A 25,803-nucleotide genomic window follows, 5' to 3' on the forward strand; every position below is an offset into this window, starting at 1 on the left:
GATCACGGGGGGTGGGTCCTACCCCAGAAGATGGAAGAGAAGAGCCCCGACAAAGAGACCGAGGGCGACAGTATATGCCGTGATCGCAAGCGTGATCCGTGCCCCGACCTCACGCAGGAGGACCGTGATGGTCGCAAGGCAGGGGACGAAGAGGACGGTCACGATCGCAAAGATATAGAGTTGGAGGGACGAGAGCACCGAGCCGAGGTCTGCAGTGCCCGCGAGGATGGCAAGGGTCTCAAATGCCATCTCCTTTCGCAAGATCCCGAAGATGAGGGCTGTTGCAGAGTACCCGGGAAGACCGAGGAGGGCCATGGTGTAGGGCTCCACGATCTGCTCAAAGAGGGTCATGATGCCGAAGAACTCAAGCAGCCCAAGGACGACGCTTCCTGCAAGGAGGAGGGGCATCGCGATGAAGAGAAACTCGGAGAGGCGCGACCAGGCCTTTTTTAGCACCAACCGCGGGTCCGGCCGACGGAGCGGGACCATCTCCATGATCATCCCGAAGCGCTCCCCGGGTGTCACACGGGAGAGGAAGAGGCCCGTTATGAGGATCAGAACAAAGACAATGGCGTAGACGCTGAACGCCGCCCCGATCCCGACGAAGGCTGCCACAATCCCGGCGATGACGACGGTCCGCGCCGAACATGGGACCATCGTGGCCAGGAACGAGCCGATTATTCGCTCGCGCCGCGAGTGCAGGAGCCGTACGCTCATGATGGCCGGCACGTTGCACCCGAACGCCAGGGTGAGGGGGATGACCGCCCCACCGTGCATGCCGAGACGGTGCATCGCGTTGTCGGCGAGAAACGCCGCCCGGGTCATGTATCCGGAGTCCTCGAGGATGGAGATGAAGATATAGAAGAGGAGGACGTACGGGAACGCTATCCCAAAACCAGCCTGGAGCGCGAGCAGGATGGAGGCTCCCACTACATCGATGAGCGGCGGCAACCCGAGCATGTGGAACGGCTCCAGTGCAAATACATCGAAGAGTTCGACGATCATCTCCTCAAGAAACGTCCCGAGCGCAAAGACCAGGAGGAGCATCCCCACGAGAACCCCAAGGAGAATGGGGATGCCCGGGAAGGCCCGCGTCAGGAAGCCGTCGAGGTCGGACCGGGGGAGCATCACGTCTTCTTTGAGCATCAGATCGGCGATCTGGTGGGCGAAGTTATGCCGGTTGGCAGCAATGATCTGGGCGGCCGTCATCCGGTGCCGGGACTCGATCTCGTCGGCGATCGCTCGTGCCGCTTCGAGCAGTTCCGGGTTATCGCCGATGCCCTGAAGCGCCTGGATGCTCTCTACACGATCGGCTCCAAAGATCTTCCCGAGGCTTCGGACGGCAGCTTCGATATGATGGTCGTACGGGATCTCCACCGTCGCCGGCCGGGTTGCGGCAAGGGCCGCCGGGATGATCTGATCGATGTTCTTCCCCTGCGCTGCGGCCGCGAGAATCACATCGACACCGAGGAGGTCGCGGAGCGGGTTGGTGTCAATCTCAAGCCCCTGTTTTACGGCTTCGTCGACCATGTTCAGCACAACGACCATCGGGAGCCCGTACTCCGCAACCTGGAGGAGGAGGTAGAGGTTGCGCTCCAGACGGGTGACGTTGGTCACCACAATAACCGCATCGATCTCCCGCTGCCCCAGGAACTCGCGGACCAGGGCCTCCTCCTCGGATTCACCATCCAGTGAGTAGACACCGGGGAGATCCACGAGTTCGATCATCTCGCGCTGAAAACAGGTGTTGCCCCGCTGCAACTCGACGGTGGTCCCGGGATAGTTGCTCACCTCGACCCCGAGGCCGGTGAGCTGGTTGAAGATCAGGGACTTGCCCACACTGGGATTACCGACCAGCGCAAACCTCATGGACACGACTCCACAATGATCGACGCTGCGACCTCAGGGCTGATGCCGATGTCGCATCCTTTTGCTCTGACGACGACCGAGTTGTTCGGGAGTTTCCGCCGGATCTGTACGACCTCTCCAGGGAAGATGCCGAGATCAAGCAGCCTGCGGTTCCGCCGGGGACTTCGTATCATCGCCACCCGGACGGTGTCGCCCTCCTTGCAGTCGAGCAGCGTACAGGCATCCCGCCCACGGCAGCGCCCCATACGTCCCGGCGCGGGCTGGTTGCCCCCCATGTAGGTGGAGAGCCGATCGATGGTCTCGTCGGAGATACCGTGTTCAAGCGCGCAGGCCTCTTTGCTCGCTCTATCCGCATCGACGCCGAGCATCTCTGTCAGGAAGCACTGGAGAACGCGGTGTTTCCGCGCCACCCGCGATGCCAATGTGAATCCTCTCTCGGTCAGTCTGACGGCACCGCCGGGAGCTTGCTCAAGATATCCTTCCTCGATCAGGGAGGTTAGCGTATCCTCGACGACCGTCCTTTCGGTATCGAGTGCGTCCGCTATCTCCTGCAACGCCACAGGACGCTTGCCGTCTCCCGTGATCGTGAGGATGGCCTCAAGGTAATCCTCGAATGCGGAGGGAAGCATGCTACATTCTTTTTAACTTATGGCAGTTTATGGGTTTGGATGACGTCATAGAGATCGGGGTGATGCACCCGATCTAGGGAGATCGGTTTCTCTATGGTTTCACCAGGATGAGACAGATGATGGGCCAGAAGAAGGAGATCACAAACAGGGAGATTGCCGATCGGCTTTCAACCATGGCCCGCCTGCTCGAGATCGCAGGAGAGGACCGACACAAGGTCCAGGCCTATGAGCGGGCGGCACGCCGGATCGAGCACCTCTCCTTCCCGGCCGCCGGATGCAGCGAGGAGGAACTCACTCGCATCCCGGGCATCGGGGTCCGGATAGCCGGCCAGATCCGCGAGATTGCGGTGACCGGAACATTTGCGGAACTCGAGACCTTGCGGACCGCCATCCCGGGTTCGCTCATCGAACTCCTTGGCGTTGCCGGCGTTGGACCACGAACCCTGCATCTCCTCTGGAAGAGGCTTGGCATCGAGACGATCGACGACCTGGAGCGGGCGGCAAAGGCGCGCCGGCTCCGTACGCTTCCCGGGTTTGGGGCAAAGAAGGAGGAAACAATTGCAAAAGGGGCTCGGCAATTCCGCCGGAGACCTGATACGATGACCCGCCCGCAGGTCGAGGCAGTTCTTGCAAACCTCAGAGCGTTCCTCCCGGAGGGAGAGTATACGGTTACCGGGAGTTACCGGCGGGGCGCCGCCACGATCGACGAGATCGAGGTCGTCACCATCGCCGATAAGGCAGCAGTTGCGGAAAGCCTTGCTACCATCGATGGGGCGCATCTGAATCTTCGGTTCACCGATCCGGCGAGATACGGCACCGCGCTCCTCTGCTCCACCGGGTCGGCCAACTTCCTGGAGAAACTTGCGGATGTGGCGCGCAAGAAGGGATACCGGCTCACTCCCGACGGTCTTTCGAGCATATCGGACGGGCGGGTGCATACGTTTGCGAGCGAAGAAGAGGTCTTCTCGTTTCTCGGGATGGCGCCCATCCCGCCCGAACTGCGTGAGGACCGCGGCGAGATAGAACTTGCCCAGAGACTCACCCTCCCAGATCTGGTTGATATCCATGATGTGCGGGGTGATCTCCATGCCCACACCGTCGCGAGCGACGGTCGCCAGTCGCTTGAGGAGGTAGCCGAGGCAGGGGATACCCGGGGCTACGAGTATATTGTGATCACCGACCACTCATCGAGAGTGAGACCAGAGACTCTTCTCAAGCAGCGGGACGCGATCGATAAGATCAACCAGCGGCACACCTGCCAGCTCCTTCTCGGGAGTGAAGTAGATATCAGGAGCGACGGCACGCTTGGGTATCCGAATAGAATTCTTGCGGACCTCGACCTGGTTATTGCAAGTATTCACTCAGGGTTCGGCCAGAACCAGGACATTGTGACCCGCCGGGTTCTTTCCGCAATGGAGAACGAGCACGTGGATATCATAGGACATCCGACGGGCCGCCTTCTCGGAAAGAGACCGGCCTATGCGGTCGATCTCTTCCGGGTGATAGACCATGCAGCGGAAACAGGGACGGCACTCGAGATCAATGCATCCCCTCACCGGCTCGATCTTGAGGATATTTATATCTGGCACGCGAAGAAGAAGGGAGTGAAGTTGGCAGTAGGGACCGACGCTCACCGTACCGGTGAGTTTGAAAATATGCGCTACGGGATTGCACTGGCACGCCGGGGCTGGTGCGCCCCGAACGATATTCTGAATACTCTACCCCTATCCAGTCTACAGGAGTGGCTCTCGTGATCTATCGGCTCTACGAGAAGATCCTCCTTCGCGATCTCCAAAAACTCCCGGAACAGATCTGTTTCATGATCACCGGGCAGGATATGCTCGATGCCCCCGAGAATATCTTCCGTGCCACCGAATGGTCCCGCGAACTCGGAATTAGGAGCGTCATGTTCCACATCAGTACCGACGCTCCGGCCAGCCTTGAGCGGTGCCTACCACGTATTCGCGCAATTTCCTCGATTGCGCGACTGACCCTCTATTACCTGGACAAAAAGGAGGTCAGCGGTGAGGGAATGGACGTGACGGTAGCGATCGGGAAGAGCGGACGGGAGGAGATCGCCGACTGTATCAGGAGGATGGCCAAGGACGGTATCGATCCTGAGGCGGTCGACGAAGACCTGCTTGAGTCCTACCTCACGTACAAGTATGAGCCGGACCTCGTCATCAAGACCGGCGGGGACCACCTGACCGATTTTCTCATCTGGCAGTCGGTCTACTCCGAACTCTTCTTCCTCGACGTCAACTGGGCCCTGCTTCGAAAGGTGGACTTCCTCAGGGCGCTTAGGGATTTTCAGTCACGTGCACGCCGGTTTGGACGATAAAAGAGGAGGCGCAACTGTATCAACATAAACTCCTGCTGATTCAGTTTCAACCCCGCTGGCCCGAGCTCTCCTTCAATCTCATCCGCTGATCGTAGACCCTCACTGCCCGCAAGAGATCGATCTTTCGGAATGCCGGCCAGTAGGGAGCGCAGAAGTAGACGGCAGACTCGTGACCATTCGCGAGCCAGGGGAGGAAGTTGGATGTCCGGCAGTCGTTGCCGGTCCGGATGATCAGGTCGACTGGAGGTATGGATTCTCCCCGATTGAGGTGGCTCTCAACGGTATCGGGATTGATGGTCGCAGGATCGAGGATACCCCGCTTGACCTCGTCGAGGATCGACCGGGCAGCATGCACGATCTCGTTCCGGCCGCCGTAGGCAAGCGCAACGTTGATGAAGTATTCTGAGTAGTGCTGCGTCGCCTTCTCCGCCGCATCGATGGTCTCAAGGAGGTCATCGGGGAGGAGAGAGCGGTCCCCTATCATCTGGACCCGGATATGGTTTTTGTGCACCCGTTTATCGGTCAGGATTGCGAGGAACTTCTCCCGGAAAAGTGCAAAAAGCTCGGCGAGTTCACGCTTATCTCTCCGGAAGTTCTCGGTAGAGAACGTATATAGCGTGATGTGCCGCACGCCAAGTTCACACGCCCAGTCGAGGACATGTTCCGTGGTATCTGCCCCTAGCCGATGCCCAAACGACGAATCAAGGCCTTGTTCTCTCGCGTACCGGCGGTTTCCATCCTGGATCACGGCAATGTGCCGGGGTATGTGTTTTACCTGCCACCGCAGGTAACGCTCATACAGAGGCTCAATCCTTGATCGCAGCATCGAGGGGCGTCACCTCCACTACCATGCCACCGTTAGGGTAGCGCTCGATGACATATTTCTTGCCTGGCAGCTCGGCACGGAGATCGGCAAGCACCCACCATGCCATCTCAACCCTCCCGTCGCAGATTGCATACTCATCCTCATCGAGAATCTCCAGGATCGCATCGAGATCGCCAGCCGGCTCGAGCACCCCATATACGACGGTCCCGTCGTCCGTCACCTCATCAAACGGGCGTGCAGTGTTCGCTGCGATTCGCTTTAAGCGTTCCCGCAACTGGACCGAGTCTTTGAAGCTCGACGAGCAGAAATGCACCTTTGGATCATCCGGAAGCTCCTTCACCCAATCGGCAGCCCCCTTCACCGCATTATGCAGCCCGTCAGCAAGTTCAAGCCCGCGTTCCCGCATGGCAGCAGCGCAGGTCTCCCCCCACTCCAGTTCATTGATGTTGAGAAAGTCAAGGAGCGGCAAGGCAACGGCAAGGGCACCAATGCCTGGAAGCGCCGGCACCTCGATGCCGATTACAAAGCCCATCTGACGAGCGAGAATGGCGGAACGGGCGAAGTCTGTCTCCAGAATACGAGGCCAGGACTCATGAGGCGGGTGCAGCCGGATCTCATCAACCAGCCCCTGCAAGCGCCGAAGCGCAGGTTCGTCCGGCGCGATCCCGGTATATAAATGAATCTGGTGCTCGGGACCAAAATGCTCCTTAAGGCGCTTCGCGTACTCCACCACCCGGTCGAGGACAAGCAACGGCTCGCCGCCGGTGATCCCGGTGCCAAGAGCACTCATGCTCTCCGCCACCTCGATCGCCTCGGACGGCGACGTGATCTTTTGCTCGTTCGCGAAGATCGCGTCTTGACCTTTTCGCTCACGCGAGAGTGGGCAGTACCAGCAGGTGCGGTGACACCGACCGGTCACGAAGAGTACCATCTTTGCACCCTGGTAACAGAGGATGCACCCTGGGCTCAGGTGTTGCCCGCCGGATACTGTTGCTCCCGACATATGTATCACAGGTGCTTAACCTATGGGAAGGCGAAGAAGAAAAGACTTGGCAGTTCACGAGAGAGCGCTCTCCCGGGCGCCGGATCCAGGTACAGGCATCTTATCTCTCCATCTGGCCGGAAAGACTCAAGAAAGCAAATGGCGGGGGAGGCAGTTGGCATTCAGGGCCGACCGCCCGTTCCTTCCCGGGGAGGAGGGGGTCTACATCGCTCCACTGGGCCCTCTCACTCTCCCTTCGTCGACCAGTTCGGTGTAATCATCGAACCAATAGGCATTCGGGTTGCTCTTGTAGATCATGAACCGTCCGCGATCATCAGGGTTTGCCGCCTGGTTGTACTTGAAGAACGTGTATTCATCAGTCTTCCCCACGACCTCAATCTTGCCGGTAGCGTGGGATATCACAAACCTGGCCCGCTTCGCAAGTCCCGAGCAGACTGCCCGTGCCTGCTCGAATATCCTGTAGGACTCCTCTACCGGAACCGCAAACGGCTTGTTCCCGACTGTAGGGCGGCACTGGAAGACATAGTACGGGTGGATACCGATCGATGCCAATTTGTTAAACAATCCAGCAAGCACTCCAGGATGATCGTTGATGCCGCGGAGCAGTGGCGTCTGGTTCATGACGATCGCTCCGGCGTCCTGAAGAAGGGAGACTGCCTGGCGTGCGGCCTCGGTCAGTTCACGCGGGTGGTTAAACTGAGCAATGATGTAGATGCGTTTATCATCCAGGCTGTATTGTCGGACCATATCGAGCAATGCAGGGTCGTTGATGATCCGGTAGGGATTATATGCAAGCATCTTTGTGCCAATTCGGATGATCCCGATATGATTAATATCACGTAGTTGCCGGATGATCTCGGTCAGCCGGCCAGTCTCAAGGGTCAGGGGGTCGCCCCCGGTCAGCAGGACGTTATTGATCTCCGGGTGGTCGCGAATATAGTCAAGCCCTTTGGAGACGTCTTTATTCACTTCACGTGCATCCTTGATGAAGAGGCGTTTGCGGAAACAGTAGCGGCAGAGACCTCCACAGGCATCGCTCACCAGCATGAGGGCAGTCTCCCGGTACTTGTGCTGCAACCCCGGCGCACGGGTATACCGGTGTTCCGATGAGGGATCGAGATGCCCCCAGGGCTCAAGTTCACCCGGGTTAGGGATGATCAATCTCCGGATGGGATCCTTGAGATCTTCCCAGTTAATCAGGGAGAGGTAGTAATCGTTCGATCGGAATGCAAAGAGATCTGTAACGCGTTTAAGTTCGGCACGCTCTTTTGCATCGATATTGGCAACCTGTTCCAATGATACAAGGTACTTCGGCTTCATAATCCTCCTTTTTCGTTGACACTCTCCTCTACGCGATACAGCCAGCAGTAATCGGGCCGCATAAGAGCGAGATCAAGAATGGCGATCCATATACGCAAACGGTTTATGGGAGTTCCATGCTCTCATGCAGGAAACCATTGCCCGGGATATGTGACTTTAGAGTGTCAGACCTATTATTACCTGAAAAATAGCTTTGAGAATACTTAAGATTTTGGCCCGAACCCGCAAAAACGGTCAAAGTCAGGCCAGTCTTTAAGAGGCCTTAAATTTTTGATTACTTTTTTTTACGAGCCATAGAGAGAATATCGACCACATACTTCCCCTCTTTTTCAAGACCAACGACAAATTCGTCAGATTTTGCCAATTTCTCAATATTCAACTCGTATGATCCGGGGCCAAGGATCCGGATGCTCTCAATCCGGTCAAAGACCTCGATCTCCTTCCTCTGTCGATCCGGCCGGACCTCAAGTACATCGCGCCCGGTCTCCCTCACGATCTCACTGACGGTTTTTTCTTTCAGCACATCGTCGTGTCGTTCAGCCTCACGAATGTAGAGAAATTTCTTCCCACCGCAACTAGGGCATCCTTTCAAGATCTTCGTCGAACCGTCTTCAAACTCCCTACCGCATTGCGTACACTTGTGAGGCATCTCAATCACCTGTGATCACTGTTCACCTTGAGGAAGAGATCCATGCGCTGATGAGATCTTTCTCCTTCTTTATAGTCTTGAGCTGGTTTGCAGGCCCAATAACCGTTAGCCGGGCTTCAGAACGTTTCCCGCCAAGGAGCCTTGAGAGAAAACCTTCCTGGACGTCTTTGACAGGGTAGGTCTCCATCTCGATACCGCTAAACCCGTCAGGCGTGATCTCCCGCATCGTAATCTCAATAAGTTTGCTCTGCTCATCCGGCGCGAGGCCCTTTTCCAGGATAACGATGTTGCCCTCCATAACATCGTCGAGGATCAGACGAATCTTCTCCATGCCTGTAAGCCGGTCAAGGCGTTCTGCCGAGATAAGGTCTATCTGTACACCCTGTATCATCTCCATCACCCAAAATAGGATGCCATCGTTTCATATAGTTCGTCTACATTGCTCCCCTCTAGACCCGATATGGCGACCACGGGGTGCTGGGGAAACGCACTCTTGATCCGCGCAGGTGACGCATCGGGAAGATCAATCTTGTTTGCGACAATCAAAACCGGGAGATTTCTGCTCTCAATAATCCCCACCATCATGATGTTCACCTGCTGGAACGGGTCCTGTGTGGAATCAAGCATATAGATGACACCATCAATGTCCTCCCGGAGCCAGTGCATCGCCTCGGCAACTCCTTCGGTTGCCTCCCGCGCCCGCTTGATCGCCTCCTCTTTCTCGAAACCGTACTCGAGAAACTCATTGTAGTCGATCTTGGTTGTCACACCCGGCGTATCGACGATATCAAAGGTGATCGCGTGACCGTTGCTGCCCGTGATGGTTATATTCTCCTTACGGCGCACACGACGGGTTTCGTGAGGCACCTCGCTGACAGGCCCGACTGCGTCCCCAATCCAATCCCGGACGATCCTGTTGGCAAGCGTCGTTTTGCCGGCATTGGGCGGGCCATAGATCCCAATGCGACGGGTCCGCTTCCCAAAGAACGCCTGAAGGATTCGGGAGATCCTTTGTTTTGTACGAACTAATATGCTCATCTGGCACCTTCTGATTGTCCATTTCGCGTATACTTACGTATGCTATGACACTCCCAGATAAATATAATTATATGTTCCATTCTGCATATGCCATCGGATATGGAGGAGAAACAGCAATTCGCTGGTGAGAGAATTCTTTTATATTGTCAAAACCTAGATACACCTGAACCTGGATAATCGGCTCTCAAAACGACCGAATTAGGAGAATCCTATGATGAATAATAGCGATACCATCCACTTCGAGACACGTGTTCCAGTCAGGGAGGTCATGCGGAGCCATCCTACGACCATCGATGTGGGGGAAACAGTCGCCCGAGCGGCGCAGTCGATGTGCCGTGATGAGGTCGGTAGCTGTATCGTGCTGCAGAATAACCTACCCATCGGGATTGTTACGGAGGAGGATATTAATTGTAAAGTCGTCGCAAAAGACCTAAAGCCAAGTGAGGTTTATGTCAGCGAGATCATGAGCACCCCCCTGATCACGATCGGGGCAGAGAAGTTAGTCGGTGATGCGGCGGCGATGATGGTGAAAAACCGTGTCCGAAGGCTCCCTGTCGTCGAGAACCAGATGGTCATCGGGATCGTGACCGTCAGGGATATCCTCACCGTAGCGGCCGAAGTGAACGAGTTGCTGGCGGACCTTATCGAGATCAACCGAGAGGAGGAATACGCCATGGGCGTCTGTGATCGGTGCGGGAAGATGTCCGACGACCTCTCACGAGTCGATAGCCTTATGCTCTGTCCCACCTGTCGGGAAGAGGAGCAGTTGCTATGAAAGTGACCTCAAACCTGATGGTGGATATACCCACTCTACGGTGTGATGATTACATCACCAAAGCACGGAGCGTGCTCCGCGACGACGTCTTCCGTGAACTCTACGTTGTTGATGAGAAGGATCGCCTGATGGGCTACCTTGATATAACCGACGTCCTGCGAGTGACGGACACCAAATCGAACGTTACCGTTGGGGGGTTTGTCAGGGAGGCTGCACAGGTCACCCCCGAGACACCCCTCGTTGAGGTTGCCCGCGCAATAATGAGTGCCAATACAAATAGTGCCGCTGTTGTTGATGAAAACGGTTCATTCTTGGCCGGAGTACTCTTTTCCGAACTCTTTCCGGTCCTGATCTCGCGCTACAATATACCCGGGCGGGTTGATGATGTCATGTCACGCAAACCCGTCACCTGCACGTCCCAGGACCCCATACATCGGATTTATAACCTGATTGTAACAAGTGGCTTTATTGCGTTCCCGGTAATGCAGAAGAACGAAGTCATCGGCATCGTCTCCCGGAGAGACCTCCTGCGTGCAGGAAGCATCCGTGCATCGGTGAAGAACCAGGCGGAAACCACAGTGGACCGGGTGATGACGACACCCGTCATCAGTGTAGCGCCCGATGATCAGATCGCAACGGCGAGCCGACTGATGGTCGACCACGACATCAGCCTCCTCCCGGTCATCGATGAGAGGAAGAGGCTCGTCGGCGTTATCGACCGTCATGATGTCCTGAGCTGTCTCGCCCGGTAAGGGCGCCTCCGGACATTAACCTTCCAGAGGAGTGATACCATGCAACCACACTCGAATAATTCTGATAAGAAACCGGCTGACAGGCTCCTGAAGATGCCGGGCAAGTTCGATCGCGGACCGGTCGATTTCAAGTCACGCCCCGCAGACTACGAAGGCGAGATCATGACAATCGCCACAAGGAATGTCGTGACAGCCCAACGAACCACCCCAATCATCCAGGCTGTCGAGATCATGACTCGTGAAGGGTTCCGCCGACTGCCGATCATTGATGCGGGAACGCGCCATCTCCGCGGGATCGTGACCGTCACCGATATCATCGACTTCATGGGCGGCGGCGACAAGTTCAATCTGGTGCAGGTCAAGCACGGAGGGAACTTCCTTGCGGCCATCAACGAAGGGCTACGCGAGATCATGACCTCGAATACTATTACGATGCCAGTTGCCGGGAGCATTGGCGATGCAGTCGATATCATCGTCAACCGGAATATCGGCGGGATCCCCATCACCGACCCAGAAGGAACCTTAAAAGGCATCGTAACGGAGCGCGATGTGATGAAGGTGCTCACCACCGAGCATTCCAATCGCAAGGCAGAAGATATCATGAAACCCTCGGTGCGTGTCACAAGCCCCGATACCCCAATCGGCAAGGTCTGTGAAGAGATGATTAAATGCAGGTTCCGGCGGCTCCCGGTCGTCGTGGATGATGTTCTCTGCGGTATCGTTACCGCCACCGATATCATGAATTATCTTGGGAAGGGCAAGGCCTTTGAGCAGTTGACGACCGGAGATGCTGCCGAGGTGATGGGAGCACCGGTGCGGTCGCTCCTCTCTGGAGAACTCCACACCATCACGCCGGATCGGAATATTCACGATATTGCCGTCGAGATGATTCAGCGTCGTGTCGGGGCGCTTCCCGTGATAGAGGACTCCCACCTCGTGGGGCTCGTGACGGAGTATGACCTTGTAAAAGCATTTGCAGAGGAGTGAAGAAGTATGCGTGCCGTTGATGTGATGTCCGCTCCGGTGCACGTCGTTGCACCAACCGATAACGTCGCCTATGCGCGAAACCTGATGCTCAAGCACCGCGTGTCAAGGCTCCCGGTCATGGAAGAGGAGACGCTCCAGGGCATCCTCACCAAGAAAGATATCGCGTATCGACTCAGGCAGACGGAACCAATGTGGCGTCGGCGACCCATCGACCGGATACCGGTCAGCATACTGATGGCACCTAACCCGATTACTGTAACTCAGGAGACCGGTATCCGGGATATCGCGATCAGAATGCTCGACCGGGACATCTCGGGACTACCCGTAGTCGACGATGATGGCAAGGTGGTCGGCATCGTCACCAAACTTGACGTTATGCGTTCTGCCTACGTACGCGGGCTGCAAGCCCGGGTCGACGAGATTATGGAAGAGGCAGTCACGGTCAACCGGTATCACTCACTTGACCATGTCATCAACACGATTCAGGGAAAAAACGATAAACTTATCGTTGTCAATGACAATGGAAGCCTTGCCGGCATTATTACGGAGAGTAATCTCGCGTTCTATGAGTACCTGGATGAACGGATGAATCTGCCCAGAAAGGACGTCAAACATCTCCGAAAGGAAGAGCCGGCGGGGCAGAAACGGTTCAGGTACGTCGTAGAGGTATCGGCAGTTGCAGAGGACATCATGAGCCGTCCTGTCATCACCATCGCTCCGAACGCATCCCTGCAGGACGCCGTCGGGCTGATGCTGGAGCACCAGATCAACAGTCTCGTCGTAGTGGAGGATGATGATATTCAGGGTGTGCTCAAGAGAGATGATATCATCAAGGAAGTGGCAAAATGAGCGACAGATTACAGGTACTTATCAAAGACGTGATGGCAAAACCGATCACCATCGCCAAGTCTGCCTATGTCAGCGAAGCGCTCGAGAAGATGCTTGATGAGGGCGTCGATCCCCTTATCGTGACCAACAACGGCACGGTCATCGGCACAACATCCCGTGCGGCAATCGCCGAGTCACTCGGGAGCAGAAAGACCCATACACTGAAAGCCACATCCATACATGTCGCAAACACCGTCGAAGAGAACTTCACCTCCGCGTACCCGGATCAGAGCATCGACATTCTGGTGCCGCTGCTCCAGCGCTACAAACTCGTCGTGGTACTTGATTCCGATCACCGTCTCATAGGACAGGTGACGGCAGGTGACCTCCTCAAAGTGCTCCGGCCGGCCGGCAACCTCCTGGAAACAATGGAACCGGCGCATTTCATTCAGGCCGAGGAGCGGGCTGTCCACCTCCGCAGGAGGATGCTGGACAACAACATCAACCGGTTCATCGTCGAGGACGGAGATACGGTCCTTGGGATCGTCACGGAGACCGACGTCGCAAAAGCGCTCCATGCTTTCAAGGACATCGTGGAAGGAACCCGCCAGGACTACCGGATCAGAAACCTGCTCGTGCGCGATATCATGAGTTCGCCCCTGATCTCGGTGGACGCGGATACGGACGTCTCGGATGTCATCGATCTCATGCTCAAGAAGAACATCAGTTCCGTCCCGGTCATGCAGGACGGCAAGATTGCCGGAATCGTAACCAGGAATTCGCTTGTTCAGGCCCTGTGAGAGGGGCTCTGAAAAATCTTTTTTGCGGCCGGCGAGGTTCGGTCAGTGGTATTCAATCAGAGATCAGGTCTTATTACCGGTATCTGCAACTCCGCCCGTTGAGTTCCTGGCGGCGGGTCTCACCCGACCCGGCACCAACCATTAATACCCCATAACCAGAAACGATATCACGATATTTCCATGAAACCAACGCAGCCTGTCAAACCAAACAGTAATATAACGGCCCTCCTTGAGGCTATGAGCAAGACCGGCTTTCAAGGGCGAAAACTCGGGGAGTCGCTCGGGGTCTGGACAAGGATGGTCAGGGATCCGGACTGCACGATATTCATGGGGCTGTCGGGGGCAATGATCCCGGCAGGGATGCAGAACGTGCTGATCGAGCTTGTCAGGCACCGCTACGTCGATGTCATCGTCTCGACAGGTGCAAACATCTTCCATGATACCTGCGAGCACCTCGGCGTGCGCCACTATCTCGGCCACCACCACGCAGACGATACCGCACTCTTCAAAGAGGGCATCGACCGGATCTACGATGTCTTTGCATACGAGGAAGAGTTCCGGAGCGTCGACGCGGAGATTGCCCGGTTCGCCGACGAGATTGCCCCGTTCAACGGATCGTCACGCGCATTTATCCGGCGTCTCGGAGAATGGCTCCGCGAGCGGCGGCCACAGGGTCAGTCGCTCGTCGCCACCTGCGCCGAGTATGACGTCCCGATATTCATCCCCGCACTCGGCGATTCGTCCATTGGCATCGGTCTCGTGATGGCCCGCCGGCGCGGGGTCGACGTGAATATCGACCAACTCGCCGACACCGACGAGATCACCCGCATGGTCGAGGAGGCGAAAAAGACCGGCGTCATCTATATCGGCGGTGGTGTGCCGAAGAACTTCATCCAGCAGACGCAGGTCATCGCCTCAATTCACGAGCAGGACCTCGGCGGGCATGCCTACGCAATTCAGTACACTACGGATGCCCCCCACTGGGGCGGTCTCTCCGGGTGCACATTCGAAGAGGCGATCAGCTGGGGCAAGGAAGCACCCGAGTCACCGCGGGTCCAGTGCTTCTGTGATGCGACGATTGCTCTCCCCATCGTCGCTTCAGGCCTGATTGGGAGCGGGGTTGAGCGTGCTCGCCGCCCCTCCCAATCACCACAATAATTATTAACATAACACGCCAAAGTCTATAGGCACAAGTCATAGAATGCTGTGTCTGGAGCAATACCTCAGGTGTTGCGAGTATCGAAAGATGCGAAATTCTATGTTGAGGTAGCCAAGCCTGGTATGGCGCAGGTTTGCTAAACCTGTGTCCCCCTGGGACTCGAGGGTTCAAATCCCTCCCTCAGCGCTTTCACCGACAACGTCGATGATGAGGCGATTACATGGATGAAGAAGAGATAAAGTACTTTGTTCGGATCAGAAATACTGATCTCGACGGCACGAAGGCAGTGCATATCGCACTGACCGGGATCAAGGGCATTGGTCCACGCACTTCACGCACCATCACCGCCCTTGCCAATGTGGATCCCCGTGCAGTGCTCGGCAAGCTGGATGATGCATCTATCGAGCGAATTGCAACCGCCGTCGACACCTACATCGAGCAGGTCCCGGACTGGATGGTAAACCGTCCCAAGGATGTCTACACCGGAGAATCCCGCCACCTCCTCGGCACCGATCTGACCCTGGTGAACGACGAGGACGTCAACCGGATGAGAAAGATGCGGTGTTACCGCGGTATCCGGCACGAGACCGGACAGAAGGTCCGTGGTCAGCGCACCAAGTCCACTGGAAGAACGGGTATGACCGTCGGCGTCAAGAGAAAGAAAGAGTAACGCGGTGATTAAATGGGATACCCAGGTAAAAACCACAAGCAGTACGCGACGCCCAAGCGGCGGTTCGAGAAGACAAGGATCGAGGATGAAAAACAACTCGTCATCGACTATGGGCTCCGGAACAAGCGTGAACTCTGGAAGGCTCAGAGCGTGCTGCGGAAATACCGCGCCGCAGCCAGGGAACTGGTGGCACTGCGGTCGGCAGGTACCAGTCCTGAGGAGTACCAGAAGAAGAGGGACCAGCTCCTCAACCACCTCTACCGCTACGGGCTTGTTGGTGAGAACGCCGATGTCAGTGACGTTCTTGCGCTCAAAGTCGAGCAGCAGCTCGACCGTCGCCTTCAGACACTGGTCCTCCGCAAGGGACTTGCTCGCTCTCCCAAGCAGGCACGCCAGTTCATCACCCACGGCCACATTGCAATCGCCGGCCGCAGAGTGACCATTCCGGGCTACCGGGTCGAGAGATCTGAAGAGGCAGAGATTACTTACTACGGCTCCTCCCCATTCACGAACGACGTCCACCCCGAGAGAAGCCGCATCGCCCGCGCAGGAGTGAGGTAAAACCATGGCAGAAGAGAAATGGGGCATTGCCCACATCTTTGCGTCCTTCAATAACACCATCATCACGATCACGGATCTCTCCGGCGCCGAGACTGTTACCAAGAGCAGCGGCGGTATGGTCGTGAAGCAGGACCGGAACGAGAGCTCGCCATATGCTGCCATGCAGATGGCAATCCAGGTTGCGCAGAACGCGCGAGACAAGGGGATTACCGGCGTCCACGTGAAGGTGCGTGCACCCGGCCGCGGCAAGCAGCGGAGCCCCGGGCCTGGAGCTCAGGCAGCAATCCGCGCTCTTGCCCGTGCCGGGATGAAGATCGGCCGCATCGAAGATGTCACCCCGGTGCCCCACGACAGCATCCGCAGCAAGGGCGGCCGGAGAGGAAGGAGAGTGTAATGGAGATAGCGTTTTCTCGACTGGATGAGAGAGTCGCCAAATTCACCATCAGTGGTGTTTCCATATCGTTCGCCAATATGTTCCGGCGTGCGATGATCAGCGAAGTGCCGACGCTCGCTATAGAAGATGTCCGTATTTACGACAACACGAGTGTCCTCTTCGACGAGATGCTGGCCCACCGACTGGGACTCATACCGCTCCGGACGGATCTGGAACGCTACAGACCACGTAGCGAATGCACCTGCGGCGGCGCCGGATGTCCGGCCTGCACCGCAACCTATACCCTCTCCGTTGAGGGACCAAAGACCGTCTACTCGAGCGACCTGATACCTCAGGATCCCGACGCCGCTCCAACGGAGGATAAGATCCCCATTATCACCCTTGCCGAGGAGCAGAAGGTCGTGCTCGAAGCGCAGGCTGTTATTGGCTTTGGAAAAGAGCACGCCAAGTGGCAGGCAACAACCGCCTGCGGGTACAAAACGTATCCTGAAATCGCCATCGATGAGCGGTGCGATGGATGCGGCATGTGTATCGACGAGTGCCCGCGCGGGGTGCTAGAGTCCAGACAGGGGAAAGTTCAGGTCATCGAAGGACGGCTGGAGTACTGTTCCTTATGTAAACTCTGCGAGCGGGCATGCCTTTCCGGCGGCATAGGCAGTGAGCCAGCCATCCATATTGGCAGCGACACGAACCGATTCATCTTTGTGGTGGAGAGCGACGGATCGTTGCCCGTCCGGGAGATCATCGAGAGAGCGCTTCAATACATTCAGAAATCATCAAATGACCTGATAGGTGTGATGAACGAGATAACGGGAGAGGGGACTGCATGAAGAAGACAACCGAGAACAAATCAAACCCCCGGCTGACCGCCCTCATCATGACGCTCAAAGATGCGTCGCGCGTACATGAGGTAAGCATCTGGCGTGAGATTGCAAGAAGACTGGATGCACCCCGGAAGAACTACGCTGAAGTAAACCTCAGCAAGATCAACCGCTACGCAAACGGGGATGAGACGATCCTGGTGCCGGGTAAGGTGCTTGGCAGTGGCGTACTCAATCTGCCGGTAAAGATTGCTGCACTGGACTTCTCCGAGACCGCGGTGAGCAAGATCACCAGCGCCAACGGGACGTGCATGACTATCGAGGACCTTGTTCGGGACAACCCGAAAGGGAGCAAGGTACGGATTCTCAGGTGAGACGGATGGTTACAGTTATCGATGCAGATGGACTACTGCTCGGAAGGATGGCCAGCATCGTCGCGCAGCGTGCTCTTGCCGGCGAGGAGATCGCCATCGTGAACGCGGAGAAGGCGATCGTCTCCGGAAGCAAGGCACAGGTGCTTGAGAACTACAATACAAAGCGCATGCGAGGCTCCCGTGAGGGCGGTCCGTTCTTCCCGCGTAGACCCGACCAGATCGTCAAGCGCACCATCCGCGGCATGCTCCCGTATAAGCGCGAGCGTGGCGTTGCTGCATTCAAGCGGATCAAGGCATATGTCGGCGTTCCGGCAGAGTTCAGCGGAGCGGAGGCCGAGTCGATTCCAGAGGCTCACATCGACCGGTTGAGCAGCCCGAGGTATGTGACCATCGGAACAATCAGTTCCAACCTCGGAGCAAAATACTAAATAGGGTGATGGAATGGCAAAGATCATCAACACAAGCGGTAAGAGAAAGACGGCAATCGCCCGGGCAACCCTGAAGCCCGGCAACGGCCGGGTCCGGATCAACTCCATTCCCCTGGAGATCTACGGAACCGAGTTGATTCGCATGAAGATCTCTGAGCCCCTGCTGCTGATTCCGAACGCGCTCGATGGCATCGATGCAGCGATCGACGTCTCAGGCGGCGGTACGATGGGGCAGGCAGAAGCAGTTCGAACAGCGCTTGCGCGCGGAATTGTGGAGTGGCATAACGATCCCCAGATTAAAGATGCATTCCTTGCGTATGACCGAACACTGCTCGTAAACGACTCCAGGCAGAAGGAAACCAAGAAACCGCACGGCCGCGGTGCACGGGCAAAGTTCCAGAAGTCCTACAGGTGAGGAAAGAAATATAAGGGATGGAGGACCATTATTATGATACCCGTACGATGTTTTACATGCGGTAAGGTCATCTCTACAGCCTGGGAGGAGTTCAAGGAGCGACGAGATGCAGGCGAGGATCCGGGACGGATCCTCGACAGTCTCGGTCTGGAGCGGTACTGCTGCAGACGAATGCTGCTGACACACAAGGAAATAGTGGAGGACCTGTATCCGTATCAGTGAGGGGTCGTGGGGTAGCCTGGACTATCCTATGGCGTTCGGGATGCTGTGACCTGAGTTCAAATCTCAGCGACCCCATTTTAGTATTAATTGATTCTGAGGCTACACGATGGAATCGTATACCCGGTATGAACGGGCGCGAATTATAGGGGCTCGTGCTCTGCAGATATCAATGGGTGCACCTGTTTTGATCAAAACAGCGAAGACAGAGCCGCTTGAGATCGCACTTGAAGAGTTCGATCGAGGCGTGATCCCTATAACAGTGAAGAGATAGTAGTGATCTGATGGCGACCATTGAACAGATTATCCTAAGAACGATCCTGGATAGCCGCGGAAACGAGACTGTCGAGGCTGAGATCTACACAGATTGTGGCTTTGGCCGGGCTGCAGCACCAAGCGGGGCGAGCACCGGGACCTATGAAGCAAAGGTGAGACCTCCGCGTGAGGCTATCGAGGATGCGCAGAAGAACCTGATTCCATCGCTCATTGGTGAAGACGCTCTCGATCAGATCACATTCGACGCGCTGCTTCGAGAACACGACGGTACGACCGACTTCAGTTCAATCGGCGCAAATGTCGCTGTAGCACTATCTCTCGCATGCGCAAAGGCAGCTGCATCCTCTCTTGACCTGGACCTCTTCCGGTACCTGGGCGGCGCATTTGCCAATGCGACACCCCTGCCGCTCGGCAACGTCATCGGTGGAGGCGCTCACGCCCCGAATGCCACATCTATCCAGGAGTTCCTGGTAGTACCCACCGGGGCATCCGGCGCAACGCAGGGGGTCTTTGTGAACGCTGCCGTTCATAAGACTGTAAAGAAGATCCTGCAGGAACGGGGCAAACTCTCCGGCAAAGGGGATGAAGGTGCTTGGGCACCCGCAATATCCGACGCCGAGGCGTTCGAGATCATGAGTGAGGCGATCAACACCGTCTCTGATGAGATGAACGTTGAGGTTCGGATGGGAATCGACGTAGCGTCTAGCGAACTCTGGGACGGCAAGCAGTATCGCTACAAAGATGCCTCACGGAGCCGCGAAGACCAGATCGCCTACATAGCAGAACTTGTCGACCGCTACAACCTCATCTACATCGAGGATCCCCTCTACGAGGAGGACTTCGAGGCATTCGCCGACCTGACCGCACAGGTTGGAGACCGCTGTCTGATCTGCGGTGACGACCTCTTTGTGACCAACGTCGAACGGATCACGAAGGGCATCGAGACGTGCGCGGCAAACTGCGTCCTGATCAAACCAAACCAGATCGGAACACTCACCGATACCTTTGAGGCGATAAACCTCGCCCAGGAGAACGGTATGGAGACGGTCATGAGCCACCGTTCCGGTGAGACCACCGACGCAACGATTGCACACCTTGCAACCGCATTTGGATGCATCTTCCTCAAGTCCGGCGTGGTCGGCGGGGAACGGATAGCCAAACTGAACGAACTGATTCGCATAGAGGAGCTGATCTAACTTGACTGGAAACGAACTTGAGATCGAACTGAAAGAACCACTGGTGCCCGTTGAAGACTACCTCGCAGCAGGTGTGCACATCGGCACGCAGCAGAAGAGCAAAGACATGATGAAGTTCATCTACCGTGTCCGCGGGGATGGGCTCTACATCCTGGATATCCAGGCGACTGACGAGCGGATTAAGACCGCTGCGAAGTTCCTCTCGCAGTATGAACCCGCTAAGATCCTGGTTGTCACCTCCCGGCAGTACGGCCAGTATCCGGCAAAGATGTTTGCCGATTCAATCGGCGCCATGGCTGTCATCGGGCGCTTCATCCCAGGGATGCTCACTAATCAGCGCTTAAACAAGTACATCGAGCCTGATGTGATCGTGGTGACCGACCCCATCGGCGACTCCCAGGCAGTCACCGAGGCAGTCCAGGCGGGCATCCCGATCGTCGCCCTCTGCGACACCAACAACATGACGAAGTACGTCGACGTGGTGATCCCGACGAACAACAAGGGCAGGAAAGCGCTCTCGATGATCTACTACCTCCTGACAAAGGAAATGCTCCGCCTGCGCGGTGTCGCCACATCACTCACTCCTGAAGACTTTGAGACAGAGTTATAAGACTCGAAGGCACAGAGCTCAATCTTGATGGATATGCGCCCATGCAGTGTAGCGGGAATGTTCTACCCTGCCGAGCCCAGGCATCTGGAGCAACTGCTGGAATCATTCTTCCAGAAACGGGCCCCGGAGATCGATGCCCGGGGCATCGTCTCCCCTCACGCCGGGTACGTATACTCCGGGGAGACTGCAGCCTGTGCCTTCTCCACCATACCGCCTGATTTTGATGGCACATTCGTTGTCATCGGTCCGAGCCACAGGGGGTACATGACCTGTGCCTCTGCCGTGCCGTGGGAGACCCCCCTCGGGATCGTCGATATTGATGAAGAGTTTATCGATGCGCTGGAGATCGAGGTTGATGAAGTATCACACCTGGACGAGCACTCGCTCGAGGTGCAGATGCCCATCATTAAATACCGCTTCCCGAGAGCAAGGGCTGTACCCATAATGATGGGAGACCAGCGTCATGAGGCTGCTGAGAATCTTGCAGAGCGTCTACTCTTGGCGACAGAACGCACCGGAAGAGACGTGCGCTTTGTAGCCTCAAGCGACTTCTCACACTACGTCCCGGACGAGGTGGCCCGCCGACAGGACCTCTACGCTATCGATGCACTCAAAAACCTGGATACGCATGAATTTTACCGCCGGCTCCAGGAGACCGGAGCCACGGCATGCGGCTACGGTCCGATAGCGACCATGTGCATCGTCTGCCGGTCGCTAGGCGCAAAGACCGGGGAACTCCTGCGGTATACAACCAGCGGCAACGTGACAGGGGACTTTAACCAGGTAGTGGGGTATGCAGCAATAGCGGTGGTATAATTGGCAACATGGAGCGCACCGGGCAAGGTCTTCCTGTTCGGTGAGCATGCAGTGGTCTACGGAAAACCAGGCGTAGCTATGGCAATTAAGCCCCGGGTCTTTGTCACAGTGCGGAAGTCCCGCAACCCAACACGTGCGAAATCGCCCTACATTAATGAATGTTTCAATATGTTGGGCGTCCGGGGCAGTGTCTATGTCCACTCGCAACTCCAGAGCTCGTCAGGGCTCGGATCATCGGCCGCGGTCACGGTGGCAACACTCTCTGCGATCAACGATGAGTTCGATATCGGGCACACCCGTGAGGAGATCGCTGAGATGGCATTTGCCGTCGAGAAAAAAGTTCAGAACGGGCGGGCAAGCCCAACCGACACCTATGTCTCGACGAACGGAGGAATGGTGCTCATCACAGGGAACTCCAAACGGAGACTCCCGCCACAGAGCCTTCATATCGTCGTAGGAAACACCATGGTGCCGCACAGCACCTCAAAGATGGTGGAACTGGTCGGAGACCTGCAGAAAAAGCATCCGGAGATCGCAAACCCAATACTCGATGCCATCGGGGCCGTGACGCTCAGCGCCCTCCACAACATCAACAACCCAAAAGAACTGGGGCGGTGTATGGACATGAATAACGCCCTCCTTGAGGCGCTCGGTGTGGGGCATCCAACAAGCAGTAAACTCATCCTCGCTGCAAGGGCAAGCGGCGCGTACGGTGCAAAGATCACTGGAGCCGGAGGCGGCGGTTGCATCATTGCCCTCTGCCCCAGGCGTGCAAAGAACCGGGTCGCCGGTGCCATCGAAGCCTGTGAAGGAAGAGCAATCATCACGACCATCGATACGGATGGTGTACGAAAAGAGAAGCATGACTGATACCGTGATACTGAAACTGGGCGGGAGCGTGATCACCGATAAGTCGGGCGAATGCAGTATCGATCACGCTCGCCTGCACGAGATCGCGGACGAACTTGCCGCACGAAGAGCTTCCGCGCTCGTGCTTGTTCACGGTGCGGGATCATGCGGGCACCCGGAGGCCCGGCGTTACCGAATCAACGACGGCCTCACGAAAGAGAACGTGCCCGGCGTCTACTACACGCATGCAGCCGCTTCAAGACTGAACGATGCGGTCGTCGCTGCCCTGCGGGATGCCGGAGTCGAGGCAGTCGGCATCCATCCGCTCGATCTCGCTCTCGCCGAAGACGGCCGTCTGGTCTCGTTTGAGACCCGCCATATTGCCGAGATGACAGAACACGGAATTGTACCAGTGCTGCACGGCGATGTGGTGATGGACCGCCTGAAGGGATCGTGCATCGTATCGGGCGATCAACTGGTGACCCGGCTTGCCATCGCGCTCTCGAGCAGGCGGGTGGGTCTTGCAACGGACGTCCCCGGCGTACTGCAGAATGGATCGGTCGTTCCGCGAGTCGATCGGACCGTTTTTGAGACGCTCACTGTTGGCGGATCGTCGAAGACCGACGTGACCGGAGGGATGAAAGGCAAACTCATGGAACTCCTTGCACTCGCTGATGCCGGAATCGAGTCGCACATCTTCCATGTCTCTAAGATCGGCCAGTTCCTTGACGGCACCGGGCACGGCGGGACAATAGTGGCCAGACGGGGTGTATCATGACCAGAGAGACCATTACATCATCAAGAAAACGTGACCATCTGATCATCTGCTGTGAGAACCCCGTTGAAGCAGGCGATGCAGGATTCGGGGATGTCCGACTGGTCCACAACGCCCTCCCCGAGTGTGATATGGACGCGATCGATACCAGAACGCGGTTTCTTGGAGCAACACTCTCATCCCCCCTCTTCATTGCAGCGATGACCGGAGGGCATCCGGACACTCTCGAGGTGAATCGAAGGCTGGCGCGTGTCGCCGAACGATATAACCTCGGCATGGGTGTTGGTTCTCAGCGAGCGGCATTGGAGAACCCCGAATTGGAGGGGAGTTTCACCGTCGTGCGGGAGGAGGCGCCACATGCTTTCCTCTGTGCGAACCTCGGGATCATTCAGCTGCGCGACCACGGCATCGAGTGGGCGGAGCGGGCTGTCGAGATGATCGATGCACAGGCGATCGCCATTCACATTAACTCGCTTCAGGAAGCGATTCAGCCAGAGGGCGATCACAATGCAGAAGGGTGCCTTGCTGCGCTTCGCACCCTCTGTGAAGAGTTTCCCTATCCGGTCATCGTGAAGGAAACCGGATCCGGTATATCGGCCGAGACTGCAAGGGCAATCCGGGGGGCAGGAGCAAGCGCAATTGATATCGGTGGGTATGGAGGCACGTCCTGGGCGAAGATCGAGCGCCTGCGAGCAAGCGACCCCAGACTCGCCGAACTCGGGGAAGCGTTCCTATCCTGGGGCATACCAACAGTGGTGAGCCTCCGCGAGGTGCGAAAGGTAGGAGGCCCGATCATTGCAACGGGTGGGCTGCGATCAGGGATTGATATTGCAAAGGCAATCGCACTCGGGGCAGATCTCGGGGGCATGGCGCTCCCCCTCCTGAAACCGGCCATGGAGAGTGAAGACGCGCTCCTTGCAGCAGTTGATGCGATACAGCGAGAACTCGAGGTTGCAATGTTCCTGACGGGATCCCGGACGATGCGGGACCTCTCAAACGTACGGACATATATTACTGGATTAACCCGGGAAATGATTGAAACAAGCGACTGACCACAAAACATCCTAATACGGAGGATTACATGGATATTGAGATCATAGCAGTGGGCGGATATAACGAAGTCGGCAGAAATATGACTGCCGTCCGCTGCGGAAAAGAGATTGTCATCTTTGATATGGGTCTGCGCCTCGACCAGGTGATGATCCATGAGGATGCAGATGTTGAGAACATGCATTCTCTGGACCTGATCGAGATGAAGGCCATTCCTGATGACACCATCATGAATGCGGTGGAGGGGAGTGTCAAGGCGATCGTCTGTTCGCACGGGCACCTGGACCATATCGGTGCAATACCGAAACTGGCACACAGGTACAATGCTCCGATCATCAGCACGCCCTATACCACAGAACTGATCAGGCAGCAGATTGCGGGCGAACAGAAGTTCGGGGTGAACAATAAACTCTTCGCCTTGAGAGCGGGGCAGCGGTATACCATCTCCCCGCACCTGACCCTCGAGTTCGTGCGGAGTCAGCACTCCATCATCGATACGGTCTTTCCGGTCCTGCACACCCCGCGGGGAGCGATCGTCTATGCCGACGACTTCAAACTCGACCGAACTCCGGTTCTCGGAGAGCCGCCGGACTTCGCCCGGTTGCGGCAGATCGGGAAGGAGGGCGTACTTGCCCTCATCGTGGAGAGCGTCAACGTCGCTGATAGCGGGCGGTGCCCGAGCGAGAAGATCGCACGAGACCTCGTACGGGATACCATCACCAGTTATGAGGACGACAAGAACGCCATCTTTGTCTCGACATTCTCATCGCATATCTCCCGTATCAAGACGATCGCCGAATGCGCCCACGAGATTGGGAGGAAACCGGTCCTCCTTGGGCGATCGATGGAGCGCTACTGTTCGGCCGCCGAGCAGCTGAAACTGGTCGGGTTCCCTGAGTCGCTCTCGATGTTTGGGAACCGCCGGACCGTCGATAGGACTTTGCGGCGGATAATGAAGACCGGAAAGGATAAGTTCGTTCCTATCGTTACCGGTCATCAGGGAGAGGCCGGCGCCATCCTGACAAGGATCGTGATGGGCGACACCCCGTTCAAACTGGAGAAGGGCGACAAGATCCTCTTCTCCGCAAAGGTGATTCCAAACCCGATGAACTATGGGCAGCGCTACCTTGTCGAGGCCCGAGCCAAGATGGCAGGCGTGCGGATCTTCGACGACCTGCACGTCTCAGGCCATGCCTACAAAGAGGACCACTACGAGTTCCTGCACCTCTTAAATCCCCAACACGTCATCCCGTCGCACGGCGACATCGGGATGACCGGGGAATACGCCAAGTTTGCAGAGGAGATCGGGTATACTTTCGGGAACGACCTGCACATCCTCCGGAACGGGCAGAACGTCTTGATTAAGTAGGAGA

Annotated in this window: 32 protein-coding genes and 2 tRNA genes; 26 read left to right on the top strand and 8 right to left on the bottom strand. The window is 56.7% G+C overall.

The annotated features are described in order from the left end of the window. Positions 1-18: 18 nt before the first annotated feature. Together feoB and MCUTH_RS09270 are read right to left on the bottom strand one after the other, a co-directional pair. Positions 19-1,869 (bottom strand): ferrous iron transport protein B, encoded by a 1,851-nt coding sequence (gene feoB / locus MCUTH_RS09265; RefSeq protein WP_066958324.1) that lies wholly within the window; start codon positions 1,867-1,869, stop codon positions 19-21. Next, complete coding sequence (locus tag MCUTH_RS09270) at positions 1,866-2,498, bottom strand: metal-dependent transcriptional regulator (protein ID WP_066958325.1); 633 nt, start codon at positions 2,496-2,498, stop codon at positions 1,866-1,868. Before MCUTH_RS09270 ends, feoB begins: the two co-directional genes overlap by 4 nt. 107 nt (positions 2,499-2,605) lie before the next feature. Here MCUTH_RS09270 and MCUTH_RS09275 point away from each other — a divergent pair, with 107 nt between their 5' ends. Continuing rightward, a complete protein-coding gene (locus MCUTH_RS09275; RefSeq protein ID WP_224732840.1) occupies positions 2,606-4,252 on the top strand; it encodes a helix-hairpin-helix domain-containing protein in 1,647 nt (548 codons plus the stop codon). Next, a complete protein-coding gene (locus MCUTH_RS09280) occupies positions 4,249-4,839 on the top strand; it encodes an undecaprenyl diphosphate synthase family protein (RefSeq protein ID WP_066958403.1) in 591 nt (196 codons plus the stop codon). Before MCUTH_RS09275 ends, MCUTH_RS09280 begins: the two co-directional genes overlap by 4 nt. Before the next feature lie 46 nt (positions 4,840-4,885). Here MCUTH_RS09280 and uppS read toward each other — a convergent pair whose 3' ends face one another. The 6 genes from uppS to MCUTH_RS09310 form a co-directional block, all read right to left on the bottom strand. Further along, positions 4,886-5,665, bottom strand: a complete 780-nt coding sequence (uppS, locus tag MCUTH_RS09285) for a polyprenyl diphosphate synthase (RefSeq protein ID WP_066958328.1) — start codon at positions 5,663-5,665, stop codon at positions 4,886-4,888. Continuing rightward, a complete protein-coding gene (locus MCUTH_RS09290; protein ID WP_394326386.1) occupies positions 5,646-6,596 on the bottom strand; it encodes a radical SAM protein in 951 nt (316 codons plus the stop codon). The genes uppS and MCUTH_RS09290 overlap by 20 nt, the downstream gene beginning before the upstream one ends. 273 nt (positions 6,597-6,869) lie before the next feature. Next, on the bottom strand, positions 6,870-7,988 hold the full coding sequence (locus MCUTH_RS09295; protein ID WP_066958331.1) for a KamA family radical SAM protein: 1,119 nt from the start codon (positions 7,986-7,988) through the stop codon (positions 6,870-6,872). 274 nt (positions 7,989-8,262) lie between these two features. Continuing rightward, complete coding sequence (locus MCUTH_RS09300) at positions 8,263-8,637, bottom strand: Zn-ribbon domain-containing protein (RefSeq protein ID WP_066958333.1); 375 nt, start codon at positions 8,635-8,637, stop codon at positions 8,263-8,265. Positions 8,638-8,659: 22 nt separating this feature from the next. Further along, a complete protein-coding gene (locus tag MCUTH_RS09305) occupies positions 8,660-9,028 on the bottom strand; it encodes a DUF2073 domain-containing protein (RefSeq protein ID WP_066958405.1) in 369 nt (122 codons plus the stop codon). A 5-nt stretch (positions 9,029-9,033) separates the two neighbouring features. Next, positions 9,034-9,675, bottom strand: a complete 642-nt coding sequence (locus MCUTH_RS09310; protein ID WP_066958335.1) for an Era-like GTP-binding protein — start codon at positions 9,673-9,675, stop codon at positions 9,034-9,036. Positions 9,676-9,886: 211 nt separating this feature from the next. Here MCUTH_RS09310 and MCUTH_RS09315 point away from each other — a divergent pair, with 211 nt between their 5' ends. The 24 genes from MCUTH_RS09315 to MCUTH_RS09425 all read left to right on the top strand — a co-directional run bounded on the left by MCUTH_RS09315 (position 9,887) and on the right by MCUTH_RS09425 (position 25,799). Next, positions 9,887-10,450 carry a CBS domain-containing protein gene (locus MCUTH_RS09315; protein ID WP_066958336.1) on the top strand — a complete coding sequence of 188 codons (564 nt, stop codon included), beginning with the start codon at positions 9,887-9,889 and terminating at the stop codon, positions 10,448-10,450. Beyond that, on the top strand, positions 10,447-11,202 hold the full coding sequence (locus MCUTH_RS09320) for a CBS domain-containing protein (RefSeq protein WP_066958338.1): 756 nt from the start codon (positions 10,447-10,449) through the stop codon (positions 11,200-11,202). Before MCUTH_RS09315 ends, MCUTH_RS09320 begins: the two co-directional genes overlap by 4 nt. 39 nt (positions 11,203-11,241) lie before the next feature. Beyond that, positions 11,242-12,189, top strand: a complete 948-nt coding sequence (locus tag MCUTH_RS09325; protein WP_066958340.1) for a CBS domain-containing protein — start codon at positions 11,242-11,244, stop codon at positions 12,187-12,189. 6 nt (positions 12,190-12,195) lie between these two features. Then, entirely contained in the window at positions 12,196-13,038 is an 843-nt protein-coding gene (locus MCUTH_RS09330; protein ID WP_066958342.1) for a CBS domain-containing protein, read from the top strand. Beyond that, positions 13,035-13,817 (top strand): CBS domain-containing protein, encoded by a 783-nt coding sequence (locus MCUTH_RS09335; protein WP_066958344.1) that lies wholly within the window; start codon positions 13,035-13,037, stop codon positions 13,815-13,817. Before MCUTH_RS09330 ends, MCUTH_RS09335 begins: the two co-directional genes overlap by 4 nt. Before the next feature lie 180 nt (positions 13,818-13,997). Then, the gene (locus tag MCUTH_RS09340; RefSeq protein ID WP_066958345.1) at positions 13,998-14,975 is read left to right on the top strand and encodes a deoxyhypusine synthase; all 978 of its coding nucleotides are present in this window, start codon (positions 13,998-14,000) and stop codon (positions 14,973-14,975) included. 102 nt (positions 14,976-15,077) lie between these two features. After that, positions 15,078-15,162 (top strand) — tRNA-Ser (locus MCUTH_RS09345). 34 nt (positions 15,163-15,196) lie between these two features. Then, positions 15,197-15,646, top strand: a complete 450-nt coding sequence (locus MCUTH_RS09350) for a 30S ribosomal protein S13 (RefSeq protein ID WP_066958347.1) — start codon at positions 15,197-15,199, stop codon at positions 15,644-15,646. 12 nt (positions 15,647-15,658) lie between these two features. Continuing rightward, complete coding sequence (locus MCUTH_RS09355; protein WP_066958349.1) at positions 15,659-16,207, top strand: 30S ribosomal protein S4; 549 nt, start codon at positions 15,659-15,661, stop codon at positions 16,205-16,207. 4 nt (positions 16,208-16,211) lie between these two features. Further along, positions 16,212-16,601: a 30S ribosomal protein S11 gene (locus MCUTH_RS09360; protein ID WP_066958350.1), complete on the top strand. Its 390-nt coding sequence runs from the start codon at positions 16,212-16,214 to the stop codon at positions 16,599-16,601. After that, a complete protein-coding gene (locus MCUTH_RS09365; protein ID WP_066958352.1) occupies positions 16,601-17,431 on the top strand; it encodes a DNA-directed RNA polymerase subunit D in 831 nt (276 codons plus the stop codon). The genes MCUTH_RS09360 and MCUTH_RS09365 overlap by 1 nt, the downstream gene beginning before the upstream one ends. Further along, on the top strand, positions 17,428-17,796 hold the full coding sequence (locus MCUTH_RS09370; RefSeq protein WP_066958354.1) for a 50S ribosomal protein L18e: 369 nt from the start codon (positions 17,428-17,430) through the stop codon (positions 17,794-17,796). Before MCUTH_RS09365 ends, MCUTH_RS09370 begins: the two co-directional genes overlap by 4 nt. A 5-nt stretch (positions 17,797-17,801) precedes the next feature. Further along, the gene (locus MCUTH_RS09375) at positions 17,802-18,224 is read left to right on the top strand and encodes a 50S ribosomal protein L13 (protein ID WP_066958355.1); all 423 of its coding nucleotides are present in this window, start codon (positions 17,802-17,804) and stop codon (positions 18,222-18,224) included. Between the two features lie 13 nt (positions 18,225-18,237). Continuing rightward, positions 18,238-18,639 carry a 30S ribosomal protein S9 gene (locus tag MCUTH_RS09380; RefSeq protein ID WP_066958357.1) on the top strand — a complete coding sequence of 134 codons (402 nt, stop codon included), beginning with the start codon at positions 18,238-18,240 and terminating at the stop codon, positions 18,637-18,639. A gap of 33 nt (positions 18,640-18,672) precedes the next feature. Continuing rightward, positions 18,673-18,861, top strand: coding sequence for a DNA-directed RNA polymerase subunit N (locus MCUTH_RS09385; protein ID WP_066958358.1), 189 nt, complete (start codon positions 18,673-18,675; stop codon positions 18,859-18,861). Beyond that, positions 18,862-18,936, top strand: a tRNA-Pro gene (locus tag MCUTH_RS09390). 31 nt (positions 18,937-18,967) lie between these two features. After that, a complete protein-coding gene (locus MCUTH_RS11425) occupies positions 18,968-19,132 on the top strand; it encodes a DNA-directed RNA polymerase subunit K (RefSeq protein ID WP_083524846.1) in 165 nt (54 codons plus the stop codon). Between the two features lie 10 nt (positions 19,133-19,142). Beyond that, positions 19,143-20,330, top strand: coding sequence for a phosphopyruvate hydratase (gene eno / locus MCUTH_RS09395; RefSeq protein ID WP_066958360.1), 1,188 nt, complete (start codon positions 19,143-19,145; stop codon positions 20,328-20,330). Between the two features lies 1 nt (position 20,331). Next, complete coding sequence (gene rpsB / locus MCUTH_RS09400) at positions 20,332-20,940, top strand: 30S ribosomal protein S2 (RefSeq protein WP_083524847.1); 609 nt, start codon at positions 20,332-20,334, stop codon at positions 20,938-20,940. Between the two features lie 27 nt (positions 20,941-20,967). Then, complete coding sequence (gene amrB, locus MCUTH_RS09405; protein WP_066958362.1) at positions 20,968-21,756, top strand: AmmeMemoRadiSam system protein B; 789 nt, start codon at positions 20,968-20,970, stop codon at positions 21,754-21,756. Further along, the gene (gene mvk / locus MCUTH_RS09410; RefSeq protein WP_066958364.1) at positions 21,757-22,626 is read left to right on the top strand and encodes a mevalonate kinase; all 870 of its coding nucleotides are present in this window, start codon (positions 21,757-21,759) and stop codon (positions 22,624-22,626) included. Beyond that, entirely contained in the window at positions 22,619-23,383 is a 765-nt protein-coding gene (locus tag MCUTH_RS09415; protein ID WP_066958366.1) for an isopentenyl phosphate kinase, read from the top strand. The genes mvk and MCUTH_RS09415 overlap by 8 nt, the downstream gene beginning before the upstream one ends. Further along, on the top strand, positions 23,380-24,432 hold the full coding sequence (gene fni, locus MCUTH_RS09420) for a type 2 isopentenyl-diphosphate Delta-isomerase (RefSeq protein ID WP_066958368.1): 1,053 nt from the start codon (positions 23,380-23,382) through the stop codon (positions 24,430-24,432). The genes MCUTH_RS09415 and fni overlap by 4 nt, the downstream gene beginning before the upstream one ends. Before the next feature lie 29 nt (positions 24,433-24,461). After that, a complete protein-coding gene (locus tag MCUTH_RS09425; protein WP_066958370.1) occupies positions 24,462-25,799 on the top strand; it encodes an RNase J family beta-CASP ribonuclease in 1,338 nt (445 codons plus the stop codon). Positions 25,800-25,803 lie beyond the last annotated feature (4 nt).

This window comes from Methanoculleus thermophilus, assembly GCF_001571405.1.
Lineage (GTDB): Archaea > Halobacteriota > Methanomicrobia > Methanomicrobiales > Methanoculleaceae > Methanoculleus > Methanoculleus thermophilus.